Source organism: Pseudomonas wayambapalatensis (assembly GCF_049942315.1).
Classification (GTDB): domain Bacteria; phylum Pseudomonadota; class Gammaproteobacteria; order Pseudomonadales; family Pseudomonadaceae; genus Aquipseudomonas; species Aquipseudomonas wayambapalatensis.
Window position 1 is genome coordinate 1 of the sequence record NZ_JBNFMU010000153.1, and the last position, 15,019, is coordinate 15,019.

9 protein-coding genes and 1 pseudogene are annotated in these 15,019 nt (G+C 55.4%); 4 read left to right on the forward strand and 6 right to left on the reverse strand.

Annotated features, from left to right (window positions below; genetic code table 11):
• The 3 genes and pseudogenes from ACPZMI_RS09575 to ACPZMI_RS09585 all read left to right on the forward strand — a co-directional run.
• Positions 1–357 (forward strand): annotated as a pseudogene (locus ACPZMI_RS09575) (hypothetical protein); the annotation flags it as partial.
• A gap of 64 nt (positions 358–421) precedes the next feature.
• A complete protein-coding gene (locus ACPZMI_RS09580) occupies positions 422–2,338 on the forward strand; it encodes a coiled-coil domain-containing protein (RefSeq protein ID WP_426352114.1) in 1,917 nt (638 codons plus the stop codon).
• 5 nt (positions 2,339–2,343) lie between these two features.
• A complete protein-coding gene (locus ACPZMI_RS09585; protein WP_426352115.1) occupies positions 2,344–4,317 on the forward strand; it encodes a hypothetical protein in 1,974 nt (657 codons plus the stop codon).
• Positions 4,318–4,393: 76 nt separating this feature from the next.
• Here ACPZMI_RS09585 and ACPZMI_RS09590 read toward each other — a convergent pair whose 3' ends face one another.
• From ACPZMI_RS09590 to ACPZMI_RS09610, 5 genes are all read right to left on the reverse strand, one after another.
• On the reverse strand, positions 4,394–6,202 hold the full coding sequence (locus ACPZMI_RS09590) for an AIPR family protein (RefSeq protein WP_426352116.1): 1,809 nt from the start codon (positions 6,200–6,202) through the stop codon (positions 4,394–4,396).
• Positions 6,202–7,218 carry a PD-(D/E)XK motif protein gene (locus tag ACPZMI_RS09595; protein WP_253080484.1) on the reverse strand — a complete coding sequence of 339 codons (1,017 nt, stop codon included), beginning with the start codon at positions 7,216–7,218 and terminating at the stop codon, positions 6,202–6,204. Before ACPZMI_RS09595 ends, ACPZMI_RS09590 begins: the two co-directional genes overlap by 1 nt.
• A complete protein-coding gene (locus ACPZMI_RS09600) occupies positions 7,202–10,045 on the reverse strand; it encodes a Z1 domain-containing protein (protein WP_426352117.1) in 2,844 nt (947 codons plus the stop codon). Before ACPZMI_RS09600 ends, ACPZMI_RS09595 begins: the two co-directional genes overlap by 17 nt.
• A 13-nt stretch (positions 10,046–10,058) precedes the next feature.
• Positions 10,059–11,501, reverse strand: a complete 1,443-nt coding sequence (locus ACPZMI_RS09605; RefSeq protein ID WP_426352120.1) for an ATP-binding protein — start codon at positions 11,499–11,501, stop codon at positions 10,059–10,061.
• Between the two features lie 77 nt (positions 11,502–11,578).
• Complete coding sequence (locus ACPZMI_RS09610; RefSeq protein ID WP_426352118.1) at positions 11,579–13,177, reverse strand: DNA cytosine methyltransferase; 1,599 nt, start codon at positions 13,175–13,177, stop codon at positions 11,579–11,581.
• A gap of 29 nt (positions 13,178–13,206) precedes the next feature.
• Between ACPZMI_RS09610 and ACPZMI_RS09615 the strand changes: the two genes are divergently transcribed.
• Positions 13,207–13,629 (forward strand): very short patch repair endonuclease, encoded by a 423-nt coding sequence (locus ACPZMI_RS09615; RefSeq protein ID WP_115299280.1) that lies wholly within the window; start codon positions 13,207–13,209, stop codon positions 13,627–13,629.
• 2 nt (positions 13,630–13,631) lie between these two features.
• Here the strand turns inward: ACPZMI_RS09615 and ACPZMI_RS09620 are convergent, their stop codons facing one another.
• Complete coding sequence (locus ACPZMI_RS09620; protein ID WP_426352119.1) at positions 13,632–14,630, reverse strand: hypothetical protein; 999 nt, start codon at positions 14,628–14,630, stop codon at positions 13,632–13,634.
• Positions 14,631–15,019 lie beyond the last annotated feature (389 nt).

Consider the following 15,019-nt stretch of genomic DNA (forward strand, 5'->3'; position numbering starts at 1 on the left):
TTCGGGGTAACGCTGACGACTCATGGCACCTCCTATTTGGGCCTCATTATGAGGCTTGGAGGTGTCTACGCAACCAGGGGCGATTCAGGAGCAAACAACAAGGTCTTGGAGACAGACTTCATTCTCACGAAGATCGGCTATGACATCTGCTCAACGGCAGTGTCGCTAGAGCCAATGCTTCAATGGTACGCGGATAGAGCCGAGTTGGTAGCTAAGGTTGCCGGTACCTTGGGGGGAACGGCTTTGAAGCAAAAACAGTATCAGCGTGCGAGCTATGCGGAGACCAAGTTGGGCGGGGTTATTCCTGCCATTACTGAAGATGTGCGAGTTCGCCTAACGCAGCTGCAATCCGACTAGTGAAGGGAGAAAAATGGCACAACCCAGGGAAGAATGGCTGCAAGCGATAGCCACGAGGGCGGAGGTGGAGGCTTCCACCGTTGAGGGAGTCCTTTCTGCTCACCGAATTCAACCATCACCTGTACTTGCTCAGCCTCGTAGGCTTGTTCTGCGAGAGATTGAGTTTTCTGGCGAGAAGGATGGAGTCGCAAACGTTGGCGCTTTCGCGTTTTCATGGAAGGCCCTTGATCACGGCCTGTGGGCCATGCTCTCTGAGCACAACCTGAGGGGCAAATCAACCATCATCGAGATCGTTCGATGGATGATAAGAGGAAGACCGTCAAGCAATCTTCAAGACGATGTACGGCGATGGGTCCATGCTGTGCGGCTGAGTTTCCTCCTTGACTCAGACGAATACGAGATCGTTGCAAAGACTCAGGGTGAGCCGATTGGCAGCCTGTACCGTGTTCGTGCGCCGAGCGCTGCTGGAGACGAACTAGGAAAAACCGTTCTTGCCAACTTTGCCACCGATGGTGAGTTCGAAGCAGTCATGGCGGACTTCTTCATGCGCACGTTCGCGATGGACCCGATATCGAGTTGGCGACAGGGAAAAGAGGATGGGGGGCAATCAGTCACACATAGTTGGGTAGCATTCTCAGGTGCCATGTTCATCGGCACCAACTACGAGGTACTTCTTGGCGACATGCCCGTTACCACTGGCATCACATCGCGACTGATGCAGATGTATCTAGGCGTTCCATGGGTTTCAACACTCGCTTCTGCAAAGACCGCATACCAGATAGTTGAGCAAGCTGTTCAAGCTTCCGCGCGCCGAAATGAACAGGGATATGCGGCGGCCAAAGCGCGCGTTGCAAGCATCAGCGCTCAACTGGAAGAGAAACGTGCAGAGCTAGCGAAGATTCCAAGCGACGAGGCTGTCCGCAATGCCATTGATGCCGATGCGACAGAACTGGCTAATGTTCGGCGCCAAGAGCGATTCATGGTCGAACATACGGAGCGCGCCATAGCCGCGCTTCGAGAGCTAACCACCGCACACCAAGAGGATCGGAGAGACCTCCAGACGCACATGGACTCCATGTCAGCGACTGCAGTGTTTCGTCGCCTGGAGCCGAAATGTTGTCCTCGCTGCGATCATGCGATTTCCAAGGCAAAGAAGGAGCTTGAGAGCGCTACACACTCATGCTCTGTTTGCGGTGAGTCGATCACGAACTCCGAAGACGGCGAGGCGATCAAGGCTGAATTGCAGGAGCGTGTTTCGGCATCCAAGGCGGCAATGGCACTCGCCTTGACTAAGAAGGAAGAGGCGGAAAATGAATTGGCCGCCCTTCGAGGAAAAATTGATCTCCTGCAAGGTCGTCTTGAGTCAGCTTCTAAGGAGCTAGGTTCCGCAGTGCGGCGGCAGGAGGTTGCGATGGCCGTGGCAGCCCTGGAAGGTCGACTGGAAGAAGCTTCGATAAGCCCGATTTCGCCAGCTGACGACCGAAGCGGTGAACTGAAAATTCTGTCGGCTGCCGTGACGGAAACGGAGGCTCGGGTCAAGGCCGTGCGGGATGGATTGCTCACCGATGTTTCTGCACGCTTGGTCGAGTACGCCAAGGCCTTCGGAATGGAGAATCTATCGGAAGCGGCGCTGAAGGGGAACGCGACACTCTCGCTCGTCAAAGGCGGAGTACCCACAAGCTATGGCAAGGTGACGGAAGGTGAGAAGCTGCGCCTGAAAGTGGCTACTGTTCTTGCGATGATCGAAATTGCTGAAGCGCAAGGTATTGGTCGGCATCCGGGGTTGCTCATGATCGACTCGCCTGCGGCTCAAGAGGTATCTCCCGTCGACGTGGATCATCTTATCGCTGGTCTCCAGACAGTCTCGACCAAGCTCCCGCACTTTCAGGTGTTCATTGCCGGTATTTCATCCAAGGCGATAACAGATCACATCCCGAAGGCAAATCGCCGTGAGGTTGCCGGCAACGCCTTCCTTTGGTGACACGCATGCATCCGATTGAAGCCGAGCTCATCGACATCCTGAAGAGCGGGCGGGACTGGCAGCTGGAAGATCTTGGCGGGATCACAAAGCTCGCTCCGGCAGCACGATTAATCGGCAGTACGCCCATGATGCCAGAGTTGCTTCATCAGCTTGTGTTGAAGTGGAACAATGCCACTGCAGCTGATCGAGACGCACATAAGGGCATACTGCGCGATCTATTGGAGGTCGCGACAACAGATTTCGTGCTCCTTGAAGCAGTCGATATCCTCGAACATCATCGGCCGCTGCCAGACGATGGAGATGAGTGCTGCTTCATGCTCTTCTTGGCAAAAGCAGCAACCGGTAACTATTCGCTATCTGGTCTATCGCGCGGCGCAGCACTCGATGGCGCGTTTCGCTGGGCTGGGGGCAACAGACGCTGGCAGCTTCGCTTGCTGGACTTTTTTCTCGGCCTGGCGCCAAACGACGATACTGAGTTCCTACGACGGGCCGCGAAGATTGTCGGCGTTGCCTTTTCTCACTGGCGTGACAAGGAGCTGCTCGAAGTTCTACATAAGCTTGCTGAAATCGAAGCGGTTCGGCTTGGAGCTGCTTTCGAATTGGGAATGGCGGCACTTGCTGAAGCCATGGATAGAGCGGACAGCGATGCGGCAGCGACCGCCTTCCGTGAGGCAAGAGACTGGTTTGAAGAGTCCAACGGAGCATCCGAGTGCCATCCGGAAGCCTGCCTGTATCTCGATGTACTTAACTTGCTACTGAACTTCCACAGCGATGCCGCAACCACATCGTTCGCTACTGCGGGTGCTCGAGTTCAGCAGCATGCTTTCGAGTTGCACGCCTGGTCGGGAGGCTCCGGCCCTCCTTGGTTGGGAACAAGACAGACCGAAGCAGCGTGTTGGAGCGCCTTGGCCAGTGCCATTGCAGGATTGGGAGGATCACTTGATGAACCTAGTTGGTGGGATCCAGCAACTGTGATCGAAAAGGGACTTCTGTCCGTGTATTGCGCAGGTCGGTCGATCTTACGTCGAGATCAGCGCGGCGGCGTGGAAGCAATGGTCAGGCCTCGAATTCACGCAAGTGTCGCCAGGCAGGCCGGGCAGGCGCATCAAGTGCGCACGTGGCTCCAACATAACGCTACCCACGAGTGGGTTACGGAAGCGCGAGACCTGATTGCACAAATTGATAATTTCATTGAGCAGGCAGGCAGTCCGAAAAACCCTCCTGATGCGGCGAGCGAACGGACCTCACTCGCCGCCATCATCGCAAGGTCAAAAATCCCGGAAGGACAGAGAAATGTCCTCTTCGCTGTAGTCACCAACGCCGTGTCTTTGCAACTAGATAACCTGACAGGCTCCGAAGTCGATGTCATCGAACGCTGTTGGAAAGAGGCACAACAGCACACCGACTACAGCAAGAATACGAATGGGGCACGTCTTTTCGACACGGTGCTTCTCTGGTTGGTCCGTTTCATATTCAACCGGTTGGAATTGACTAAGGGTGACGACCCAGCTGGCGCCTACCTCTTCGAGCATGATGACGGTTCTCTGCCTCACGAGGACGAACTACAGCAGGACTTCTTCCGCTGGGTAGCAACCAATGCCGCAGGGAGCGATCTTGAGCCGACAAATATTGCGAGTGGCAGAGCCGACATACGCCTGAGGTCTGGTCCAGAACGTCTCGTTGTCGAGGTGAAGCGCGAGGAAACTGACTGCTCCTTCGATGCGCTCCTCAAGTCTTACGCGGCACAAACAACGGAGTACCAGAATGTCAGTATCCGCCTGGGCGTATTATTGGTGCTCGACTTGGCGACACCCTGCCGTGAAGGTACCCCACATCTAACGAGTTTGTTTGAGATGCGGCAGGTCCGCCGCTACGGTGAATCCGAGCCACGGCTGATCTTGATCGTCAAAGTACCTGGCCGGCGAAAAAGGCCGAGCGATCTCACGAAGCTTGCCAAAGCCAAAAGGAGTTTGAAATAAGCATCGCCTTTCGGCCAATGGACATCCCGCGTCAATGACTGCTTCTGGTCATATCTAGCCGTGCGCTAAACAACTGTTAGGATAATTCGGTGATATCACCTAGCTCAGAAGAGTAGGAGGTGTCCCTTACTCTCCACCAGCATTCGATTTTCTTGGCCCACTCGGAGATCATTTTCCCGCCGGCTCCTCGATGAAGTGCGTCATTGACCTCTTCCGCCCATATCGAGATCTGGCGATGAAGTTGCGGTGATATCGATTGTTCTTGCCAGATGCGGTTCAGATTGAGGGTCGCTCCCAGCTTGAGCGCTAGAATCGAAACTGTGTAGGACGTGATGTTGGCTTGGAATGCCGGGAACATGGGGCGGATGATCTTGTGAGCAGACTTGAACAGGATCGCCTTCGCGATTATCTGTTTGTACTGCTCCTGATCCGGTATCACGTCCTCACCAGCACTTTCCCTTTCCATCAGCTCATCCATGAATGCCTGGAAGTTTTTCTGACTGCCGAGGCTGACGATATGGGGCTTCTGATCCCAGGCAAACAGGAATTTGGCTAGGTCGGGTTTGGTAAGTTTGCGATAAGGGGGAATTTTCGCTTGGAGTTTTTTCTTCTGTGCAGGGGTAGTTGCTTCCTTCTCCAGCATCACCTTGTAGCTGCCAGCTGAGCGCTCGTAGAACCAGCGTCCAACGCCATCGGGGCAGTAAGTACGCATGGACAGTTTTTCCAGCTCGCGATGGAAGGGTTTGTTGGCGGAAAGGTCGGACTGTTTGACAACGTTCTGACTGTTCGCATACCGCGATATATTGGCAATCAGTTCCTCATCGTCAGCCTGCCCGGAGCGTAGCACGATGATCTTGGCTGGAACCCGCACATTCGTAAGATCGATGTCCGGATGCTTTTTCTTGGCGAAGTAGATGGATGCAGTAGTCTGGCCGCCATTGACTATCTGCATGCCTTGGAGCCAGAGAATGCCTGTCGAGCCATCTGTCGCGGTGTCGAGCTTGGCTTGGTCGGCAACAACGACGATGCCGTTGTTATAGGCCATGAAACGGTCAGGGTGGTCGCGCAGGCTGTCACGGATTCCCTTGTTGACTCCCTTGCTGCTAACTCCCAGAAAGGAGCGCACGTTTGCCTCGAGGATACGGGGGCCATACTTTTCGTAAAGGAACCGCAGGGCGTCGCCGGGTACGGCTGTCAGGGCATAGTCATACTCATCGTCACCGGATCCAGGAACCCACACGCTAGGAAGGGCAGTCCCGCAGATGTCCCTGAAGTTGACTACCAGCTCATCCCGTGGACGCCCCTGCTGCCAGTGGTTGAAGAGGCGTTGAATGTCCATGATCTCCAAGCGGACCTGCTTGCCCTCAACCTCCTGCGGTGCATAGTTTCTCGTCTTAGCTACAGCATCCGTGATGACGAAAATGCGGATGCTATCCAGCGTCTTGAAGATGCGCTCGACTTCTGTAACAAGGGCATAGGCATCGTTGGTTTCATCGAGCTTGCCGGATAGCAGGCCTGTTGCGCAGAACTTCAGAAACTGCAGCCCTTCTTTGGCAGCCTTTCCTGCTTCGGAATCTGGAAGCGGCTCTAGCTCATCTGCTCCCTTGTACAGACTGACAAAAAGATCGAGACGGTCTGGGTTGCCAGAATCATCAGTAGTGTCGGATACGGAGTAGCCGCTGATTTTTACCTTGTACGTACCTACCTTCGCTTCGTAATGGCAGACAGTTGGTTCAAAGGTGATGCCCTCGTCTGCCATATGTGTCATGACATGCTCGGTGAATACGGCCTCAGGAGGAATAGGGGCTTCCCCTGGGCCGATATCCTTTTCAACTTCATCGCGGATCGTGGCCTGCGTTTCACGCAGAAAGTCGACGAGTTCCATCAAACGACTCCTAACTGTTCGAGTACATCATTCAGTGTGTGGTTGTTTGCCGTAACGAGAGAAAGATCCAGCTCATATGCGGCACGGCGAATTGCCGAAGAAACGTTGAAGGGGGTTAGCCTGGGAAACTCCCCGTCCACCAGATGCAACCTTGTGTCGATAAGCAGGAATCGACGTGTATAGACCGCCGCGTGCATGTCCAGATATCCGGCCTTATGGAGAGCCAGCTCGAAAAGGCGCATCGCGGCGGGGTCAGCATCAAGGCGCTGCCGAGTTGCATCAACGAGCTCAGTGAGCGTTTTACCTGCCTCCTGAGCGCCGAATCGAAGCCCTGCCAGAAAGAGAGGTGGGCAATTTGTGTCATCCAGCTGCTCAAGTGAGCCAATTCGAACAGGGAAGCCGTCCGGGATCATTGTCGACTTGATTTCCACGCTGCCAAGGCCGATCTGGAAGTCGTGCAATCCGTCATGCGGACCTTTCCATGCGTCCACTGCCGTGAACTGAAGGATCCCCGCATCTAGCAGAAGATTCAGAAATCGCAGCTCCCCGACTAGCCCCAACTCCTTCTCTGGGCTCAAACCTTCTCGTCCCTGACGCATGAACTCCTGCCAGCCCCGTACCCGCCCGAGGAAGCGCTGATAAAGCGTTTCCTCGGGAGAATCGCTGAATGACTGGAGCAGGTGCACGATATCGGAGGCTACCTTGGCAAACAGTTCAAGACTGCCAGCGGGCTGGCGAACAATGGCGAGCCAATTGTGGTTGCCGCCAGTTTCGCCAAGCGTGGCTCGTTCCATACGGAAGCCCTGCCCTTGGGGAAGCTGAGTCGCCGGTGCAATTTTTGTAGTAGCAAAGCCAACTAGAACCGCTTCCTCGTTACCTGGTGAGTGTCGGGCGGCCTTGATTCGGCAGGAGCCCGTCTGCTGAACCAGATCTATTGAGCGCCAGCCGGGAGTGGCGGCGTTGCCGGGCAGTGCTCTCCAGACTCCCAGAATTTCGAGGTCACTCACTTGAGCCATACTGCTGCTCCCAAAGCACATTGGTGACTAGATAGGGCACGGATTTGCCGGCATTGCTGGAAGGGAAGCTGATGGCAAATGCCACGACAGGTGTAGTTACACCGGTGACGTTTGAGTCCTCGGGATCCAGTAATGAAATGATCAGGAGCCCTTTATCCGGTCGAGGTTTTATCCCATCTGCGCCTAGGCCTTTTACATGTCTGATTGCAGGGCCATTGGGGGTCTCGGGGGGCTCTTTGCGTCTGGATCGTCCCGGATCCTTCACCCAGGCCCGTTTGGTTAACTCAAGCGCTGCGTTCCATCCGGCCTCATCAAGATCCATGGCCTCGTCTTGGGGGGATAGCAGTCTGCCGATGGAGTATTTGCCTTCTCCTTCGGTTGCCTTGTTCTGTCGCTGCATCATTCTGACTGGACTGCCGACGATATCGAGTGTCTTCTCTGTCCCACCGCCTATGACAGCCACCGTCCAAGATGTCAGTTCCCCGGAAAAACCCATTTCTTCAATGAAGTCTGCCAGAAGATCACTCTTTACCTTTCTGGAGTCGGGATGGGTCTGATAACCACGCAGGAAGCGCGTAACCGATTGCGTTGTTGCGTCGGGCCACTGAATCCCGCTCCAGCTATCCTTCTTGCCATTGCGTTGCTGCGGGGGGATCGAGGAGGGACTTCCAAGCTCATCGGCAAGGGCCATGAGAGCTGACAGATTCTTTTCCAGAATATCCTTGTCGGTGTAAAAGCTTACAGTCTCGACTACATCGCCACTGAAAGAGAGATACAAGGTTTTGGCCGTGCGCATCTTCAGCGGCGATGTGACCATAAGAACCGGGTGAGAGCGCACCTTGAGGCCATATTCTCTGGGCGTCAGCCTGCTTTCCATCATGAAGTCGAACTCGGCCCGCAACTCCTCAGCGGCGTCGGCAATATGTTCGAACCACTCGACCAAGTCATTGGTCGTGTACAGGCGGCACAAATCGAGGTAGCCCGGTCGATAACCAAACCAGCGCCCCATCTGCATCAGGGTGTCGTACATCTTGGATGCGCGTAGGAAGTAGCTGGTGCAAAGTCCTTCGAGGGTTAGCCCCCGGGCAAGCTTGTCACCGCCGATGGCGATGACTTTCAGCCCGGCTGCGCTGTCGGCATAGTTAAGAGCATCCGTGGCCTTGCCGTTGATCATGCGCACATCGATTTCATCAAGCACATCCAGCAGTACAGCCTCGATGTCCTGCCAGGATGTGGAAGGGTGGCGGGACTCTTCTTCTATCTGGGCTTCGATCTCGAGGCTGGTGCTGACAAAGTCTCTTTCCCACAGGCTCCTCAATTCGGCCAATGCGCTCAGATGGTCCGTGCGTCTCCGGAATCGCTGCTTCAGGCCGTGAACATAGCCCAGAACCTGGCGGTGAACATGCTGCTGAACCTGGTTGAATCTGGTTACGTGGATCAGCATTGAGCTGTGCTGGGAGCCCTGTCCACGGAGGCCTCTGATCGCGCATGAAAGAATGAATGCGTGAATGGCCTCGGTCAACGAGGCAGGCATTGCGTCCTGGCCTTCGAGAAGTGGGACATGACTGCTTTTGTGGCTGACCGGCATCCAGCCACTCTTGCCGTCTTGGGAGCAATGATCGTTAACTATTCGGACCAGGTTCAGTGTACCTGTGCGCCCGCTCTCACCGGCTAGCCCGAATACCCTCGAAGGCCCCACATAGCTGGACGGCGCCGAGAGATTGGTGATGAAGGCGGAGGGGAATAGATCCGGCCCCTCATTGGCGGTTTCACCGTGTTCGTGAATATAGATATTGGCGAAGGGGGTAGCGGTATAGCCGACGTATGCCTTTCTTGAGAACGCGTGGAGGATCTGGCGGATCAGGCTGTTGATGGCCGTGGGTTCATGATCCAGATCGGGGTTGCCGTCTTCGTCGACAACCTTCTCGCCAGTGTCGACAGAGGCGTGGTCGGCCTCGTCATCAATTATCAGCAACGGCAGATGTGTAACGAGCGGGCGACCGCTTTCCGGATCCTTGGTTTCGGCTACATGGGACTGGATCCAGTTGAGCAGCCGTGTCAGAACCGTCTTGTTCTTCTTGACGACAAACAGCCACGGGCGCTGCTCCGGAGAGACGCCCAGATTCTTGGCAAACTTGGTATTGAAGTCGCCGGTTTCCGTTCTGTTGGTCACATACTGGGGGCGGAGTGCCGGCGAGGGATCGATTTTGCCGACTCCAATGAGCTTGTTTCCATTACTTTCGATGGCGCTTGTTTCGTAGCCCAGAAATCCCTCGTCCAGGCGCATCTGGGTTTGTGCCCGCAGGTTATTGTGCAGCCCCGCAAGCACGATGATGATCTTATATCCGGCATCCGCTGCCTTGCAGATCAGGCCAGTGTAGTTACCGGTCTTGCCTGATTGTACGTGGCCAACCACCATCCCTCGTCGATCCCAGGCGCCATCTCGCTTCGGGTCTTCGAGCATCGACAGAACGTTGTCTGTGGTCTTGTCCAGAGATTCCATGGCGCTGAGGGGCAGTTTCAGTTCCTGCCACTCGCGGTAGCGTTGCCAGTATCGCCAGTCCTTCTTGCGCTCGCTTGTGAGCCATGGCTCATGGCCGTTCAGATCTACCAATGAAGAGTCATCACCTACCCAGACGCTGAAGCGTCTGATCAGCTCCTCAGTAACGGACTCCCTATCCAGGCCCTCGCCCTTACCCGGCATGATCTTCAGCACCATGTCGATCTTGTGCGAAATGAGCTGAGGGGTGATCGCCGACTTGTCTTTTTCATCAGCCAGCATTTCCTGAACGAACTTGACCACACTCCATTTGTTTTCATCAGACATGAGGCGTCACTCCTTAAAGACTGTCTGGCAGAGCGCTAATGAGGGCAGGATACGCATGGAACGGCTCCATGTTCTTCAGCTGCTCCTTTGCTGCGGCGGCGGAATAGCCTTTTCTTTCGATCATGCTGCGATACATCACCATCATGATCTCGCTGACCTCTTGCGGCGGTGTCCTGTCAAATCCCGTGCAGGGGGTATCCTTGTTCTCGGCCGTATCTATCCAGATTCGCTGAACCGGAACCGTCTCCTCGATCACGCGAAGCATTGCCTTGAGCTGGGGAAGAAGGCAGCCTGCATCATCCAGCACCGCTCTAATTGCCGGATGCTCTGTGTCGATCCGGTATCGCATGCCGCCCGAAAGTCTTTCGACCTTCCAAGCTTCTGCAATCTGCCGATTACCCAGCATGGTCGGCTTACCCCGGTGGGCAAAGGCTCTTCTTGCTCGAGCGCGCGTCACTTCGGCAAGCCTCGTTAGCCAGTCCCGCAGATACACAGGCGGCCGTGCAGTTGACTTCCTGATGTCGATCTTCCAGTCGGCGTCTGCAGAATTGGGGATGTCGAGTCGAATCCGGGCAAGGCGATGAGCTTCATCCTTAGTCCATGAACGGCCTGTGCCAAGTCCTAGCCAGCTGCCTGCCACCAGCAGTCTTTCGTTTCGATAGACGTAGAAGCCCTGCTGTGCGGTCCAGCCTTCCGGGCCGGCCAGGCGCTCGAAGTCTGTGGGGGAGAGCATGTCCTTGTGCGGCAGAACGTGGCATTCGGCCTCGATATCCCTGCGACTTGGGTGTTTGAATACCGGAGGGTTATATGGCTTTCCGGGGTGATCCGTCATGAAAGGATCCCAGGGTTTGATTGGCTGGCCATTCAACAGAATTCGCAGTCGAGGCCTGGTGCCTTCCAGGTATCTGTGAAACACCATTCCCAAGTGCTGTTCGACCTTGTCGAGCAGATTGAGAAAGTCCTGCACGGTAGTTCCTGGTGGGACGATACGATCCAGCTCTTCCCAGAGAACCAGGGTGCCCGTTGCGCCCGCGAGTCGCTCCAGAAACTGTTCAGAGCCGGGATGGGGCCCCTCCAGCAGGTGCCAGCCATCGTCGGTGCTACCTGCCAGGAAGTCGAGATCCCAGCGGAGAGTCTGCAGACCATCAGCACCACGTGTGGCAACGGTCATTCTTCGGCACTGGGAGAAGGAAGCTGTCTTGAGTCCTAGGCCGAAGCGGCCCAGATCATTTGCCGACCTTTCCTCAAGAGGGTTCCTGTCACCCAGGCGCATGGCCCGGTCCAGTCCGTCTGCAGTCATCCCCGAACCGTTGTCCAGGCAAAGCACACGGCTTTCCTGCTCAGCCCATGTGAATTCGATGCGCACTTCGTTCGCGCCGGCAGCAATGCTGTTGTCGATGATGTCTGCCAGAGCTGTCTGGGTGTTGTATCCCAGCCCACGCAGTGCTTCGACCATCGCACTTGCCTTGGGAGGAGCACTGCGGCTTTTGAAGGAGGATTGCATGGTTGGACTCCCTGTCTGCACAGCTCTTTCTATCGAGCTGCCTTTCCGATGTTGATGATACGGGCGACCACGCTGGCGATTTGATTCGCCAGAAGCGGGGGAACCGCGTTGCCAACTTGGTGGAACTGTTGGGTTCGGTTCCCCAGAAAGAAATAGTTGTCCGGGAAAGTCTGTAGCCGGGCGGCTTCGCGAACAGTCAGACTGCGACACTGCCTAGGGTCGTAATGAATGAAATAGTGACCGTCCTTTGCAATGTGGCTGGTGATCGTCGTGGACGGAATCCCCCTGCGCTGAACACGGAAACGATCGCTGAACTTGCCGGTTTTCCAGTTCTTGTGGTCCGGCTCCAGCCCCGGGAGATTGAAGTCGTGGTGGCCTTTGGGAGAGTCTTCATAAAGCTCGGCATACTCAGCCGCATAGACGTATCTGCGCAGGTCGGACTCCATGTGTCCGCGAGCCTCGTGGTTTAGCCAGTATCTGAGGCGATCATCAAGGAGCCAGTCATCCAGATATGTGCCTGTCAGCCCATCCCATTCGCTCCTGCGGTGAACGCGGAGTGCACCATTGCTCATCCCCTCGCCCGAGAAGGTGCTCGCAAGTATTTCTAGGCGCTTTGCGAGTGTGAGTCTGCGGGGGACATCAGTCAGCTTGCTGCACTCGTGGCTCAGCATTTCCAGGTTCCGGCGAATTACCTCTGCCCATGCCTCTGGAGAGTCCTTCATTCGTGTGACTGTGCTTCGCAGAGGCGGGAGGCGGCCAATTACCTGGTCGATTGAGGGCCCTGCCGAGGGGACAAGTTTGTGGTCGCCCAAAGCGCCGAGATATTCCTCCGAAACCCCGAGGAGAATAACCCGGTGTCTTGCCTGCGGGATCCCGTAGTTCTCTGCTCGGATGATGTAGTTTGCCGGATCGATGCTATCCGGAGACGCACCATCCTCGAAAATGTCGTCTGCCACGAGCGAGCAGATTCTGTACTTGGGGCCGTTGCCGCTTTCCCCGAATGCCGCATCCGGATCTGCAAGATCCTGCAAAATCTTCGGGAACATCTGTTCGCCAGCGACACGCGAGGAGAGGATGCCTTTGACGTTTTCCATCACGAAAACGGCGGGGCGCTTCTTCTGGATGATGCGCAGGTACTCTCGGTACAGGAAATGGCGATGATCGTCCTCTGCCCTGTAGTTATGCTTGCCGCGATTTCTGGCTCGGCCAACGATTGAGTATGCCTGGCAGGGTGGACCACCTATCAGAACCCATGGTTTGGTCTCGTCCAAGCGTGACTTGAGAATGCGGTCGAGGCGTTCGTTGCCCTCTGCGGTACCCAGTTCGAGCTGCTGCGCCTCTAGTTCGGCGTGCCTCCAAGCATCCCGAGTTCTGCTGGTATATGGTGGGGCTGCATCAGCGGTTTCGCAGAAACTGTAATATTCCTCTAGATCTTCAGGCTGGTTGCGCTTGAGAAGCCTGTAAAAGGCCCTCAGTTGAAGAGTGGAGTGCGCAGACTTTTCCATTTCGGCTGAGACTTTGATTTCAAACGCCTCGCCTTGGTTGTCTGCATAGGATGAAAACCCTTCTCCCAGGCCACCTGGGCCTGCAAAGAGATCAACGACCTGAATGGGGTGGGTACGACTCATGAAACCACGCTGTCTAGAATCGGTTCGTAATGGACATCGTTGAGCCAGCCCTGAGATCCAGAATGATGTCTGGAATCCGGGGCAAGGACACGAAACCCGAAATGCTTGTGCGCAGGTTTTTGTATGCCCACGGCTATCGTTACCGGCTGCATCGCAAGGATCTGCCGGGAAAACCAGACATTGTACTGTCTCGGTTGAGAGTCTGTATCTTCGTACATGGATGCTTCTGGCATCGCCATCCTGGCTGCCGATTCGCTGTGCTTCCCAAGACTCGTACAGAGTTCTGGGAAGCTAAACTCTTGGGGAATGTGGCAAGGGACGAACAAGCGATTAAGTCTCTGAATGAATCTGGTTGGAGGACGATTGTCGTATGGGAATGCCAGCTTCGCGGATCATCGACTGTTCTGCATGAGCTGCTTGGGGAGCTGCAAAAGCTTGCCTCGCGTTCCTGAAGTCACCTAGGCCACCCCTCCTTGTGATTCTCATTGAGAGCAGACAGTACTTGCTCGACCCATGAGTGGCATTCCCATCCACCAGAGTCCGTCTTCTTAAGGTAGTGGCCGAGGGAGCCCAGCAGAAGGCGACGAATTTCCGGCATTGGGTATCCAAGCACCGTTTCCGCATGTACGGCCCTGTCGCCCGGATTGTCAGAAAAATATCTCAGAAGATCGAGGGCAGTTTTGCCTAGCTGCAAGGTTCTCTCGAGCAGTGCGCTCTCGTTAAGGAGTGGGGTGTTTATCGGGCTTATGAAGGTCTCTTGTTCAGTCAGATCTTCAAACCCCGGGATGGGCGCGCCTGACTCTCTTGCGCGGTATGAACCGATGCTTTCTTGCAGGTTGGTAGCGGTAGCCCTGAGTGAGCTGTCGTCCACATCCGGCTTTTCTGAATCATCTAAACACGCGGACCACTCCCAATCCATATCTACTCCGGATAGGTGTGCTGATTCCAAGGGCAGCTCGGCTACAGAGGAAGGGGTGATAACAGCGCTATCTTGAGTCCTTCCCGCTCGCTCCCGGAACAGCGCCTGCATTTGCAAAAGTCGAAACAGCCGGTGAGCGTTGCGATGCTCTCTGAGAAAGTCCACCAGCAGCTCGCGGGCTTGCTGTTCGAATCTTAGCGCCACCAGAGAGGCTACAGCCTTGGTTACGCCAAGCGGTAGGCTTCCCCTAAAGCAGTCCTGCAGCAATTTCTCGCAAGAATCTGTTTGATCAGGAAGCACTGGCGGTAAAAGATTCTGGATGAGAACGGCCCACTCTGCGGAGCTACATTCCTGGTTGGCAGGCCTATCTAGCTGGATGCAACCATCGACAACAGGCCAATATTGCTCGCGATATTTGACCGCAGGCATGCCTTCGTCGAGCTTGGTTGAGCAGACGATCCGGTCAATCTCTCGACCGTCGGACATTACTCGAATGATTTCTTCCATCGCCTGATCCGTGCTGCTCAGCTCCATACCTTGGGCCGCCATAGAGGCCTTGTGCCATATGATGCCCTCAAGATGGTCGCTATTCCAAGTGTGAAGTGGGTCACGAGGGGGGCTGAGCCTTTGCGCCTGAAAATCAGGCTGGGGGCCATCCGGGATGATTTGGCCCTTTGAGGTTCTACCCCAGCCGGAGCGCTGCGTTACTGATCTTGGTCATTCTTTCCATAGAACATCTCTTCAATCTCATCGGCGAAAGGCGTCTTTATGTCATCGGGGACAGGGGGCATGCCGGCTAGGCTCTGTCTGAAATCCCAAGAAACTGAAATGTGGCCTCGGAACAGCCTGGGTTCTGTACAGTCGCCGGCCATCTACGGAAAGGAATTCTGTGATGGCAAAGCGTTATGAACTCTCGGATGAAG

Bases quoted from the DNA above. Each gene is read 5' to 3' on its own strand.
- ACPZMI_RS09585 (WP_426352115.1), top strand. From the start codon at position 2,344: ATGCATCCGATTGAAGCCGAGCTCATCGACATCCTGAAGAGCGGGCGG.
- ACPZMI_RS09590 (WP_426352116.1), bottom strand. From the start codon at position 6,202: ATGGAACTCGTCGACTTTCTGCGTGAAACGCAGGCCACGATCCGCGAT.
- ACPZMI_RS09595 (WP_253080484.1), bottom strand. From the start codon at position 7,218: ATGGCTCAAGTGAGTGACCTCGAAATTCTGGGAGTCTGGAGAGCACTG.
- ACPZMI_RS09600 (WP_426352117.1), bottom strand. From the start codon at position 10,045: ATGTCTGATGAAAACAAATGGAGTGTGGTCAAGTTCGTTCAGGAAATG.
- ACPZMI_RS09605 (WP_426352120.1), bottom strand. From the start codon at position 11,501: ATGGTCGAAGCACTGCGTGGGCTGGGATACAACACCCAGACAGCTCTG.
- ACPZMI_RS09610 (WP_426352118.1), bottom strand. From the start codon at position 13,177: ATGAGTCGTACCCACCCCATTCAGGTCGTTGATCTCTTTGCAGGCCCA.
- ACPZMI_RS09615 (WP_115299280.1), top strand. From the start codon at position 13,207: ATGGACATCGTTGAGCCAGCCCTGAGATCCAGAATGATGTCTGGAATC.
- ACPZMI_RS09620 (WP_426352119.1), bottom strand. From the start codon at position 14,630: ATGGAGCTGAGCAGCACGGATCAGGCGATGGAAGAAATCATTCGAGTA.